The following is a 479-nucleotide window of genomic DNA, read 5'->3' as shown; positions in this document are numbered from 1 at the left end:
CTCCTTTGTCGAATGGGTTGAACAGCCGTTATTGACAATGATAAATTCTTCCTCGGTGTCAAAGCCGAGCTGCTCTACGAATGGCTTAACACCAGCCAAGGGCCGACCAGTACAGAGAACAATCTTGACGCCTGCTTCAACAGCCTGATGAATAGCATCAATCTGTGGCTGCATCAGTTCCTTTTTCTCATTTAAGAGGGTTCCGTCCATATCAAGAGCGATTAGTTTAACCATATAAACCTCCTTGTTTTCAATACATCTAGTATAGCATAAAATGAGAAAGGAATGATTGAAATACTAAACTCTGTTCTATATTGTAAAATAAATTGGGTGGCGGATAGCTGAAATGAAAGTGTAAAAAATAGAAGTGTTTCAAAAATGACAATGTTCATTATGTGGTAGGAAAGTCTAACATTGCTAGGGGATACAAAACATGGAGTATGAGCCATATAAACAAAGGTAAGGACTGTCTATGAAAG

General features: G+C 38.6%; 1 protein-coding gene. It reads right to left on the bottom strand.

Features of this window, described 5'->3' with window-relative positions; translation table 11 throughout:
• On the bottom strand, positions 1-234 hold a 234-nt coding region (locus C1E99_RS00915), incomplete at its 3' end, for an HAD-IIB family hydrolase (RefSeq protein ID WP_153060132.1).
• Positions 235-479: the final 245 nt, after the last annotated feature.

The organism is Streptococcus suis (assembly GCF_002964045.1).
GTDB lineage: Bacteria > Bacillota > Bacilli > Lactobacillales > Streptococcaceae > Streptococcus > Streptococcus suis_U.
The sequence above is the reverse complement of the archived record's forward strand: the minus strand, read 5'-3'. Positions and strand labels throughout refer to the sequence as shown.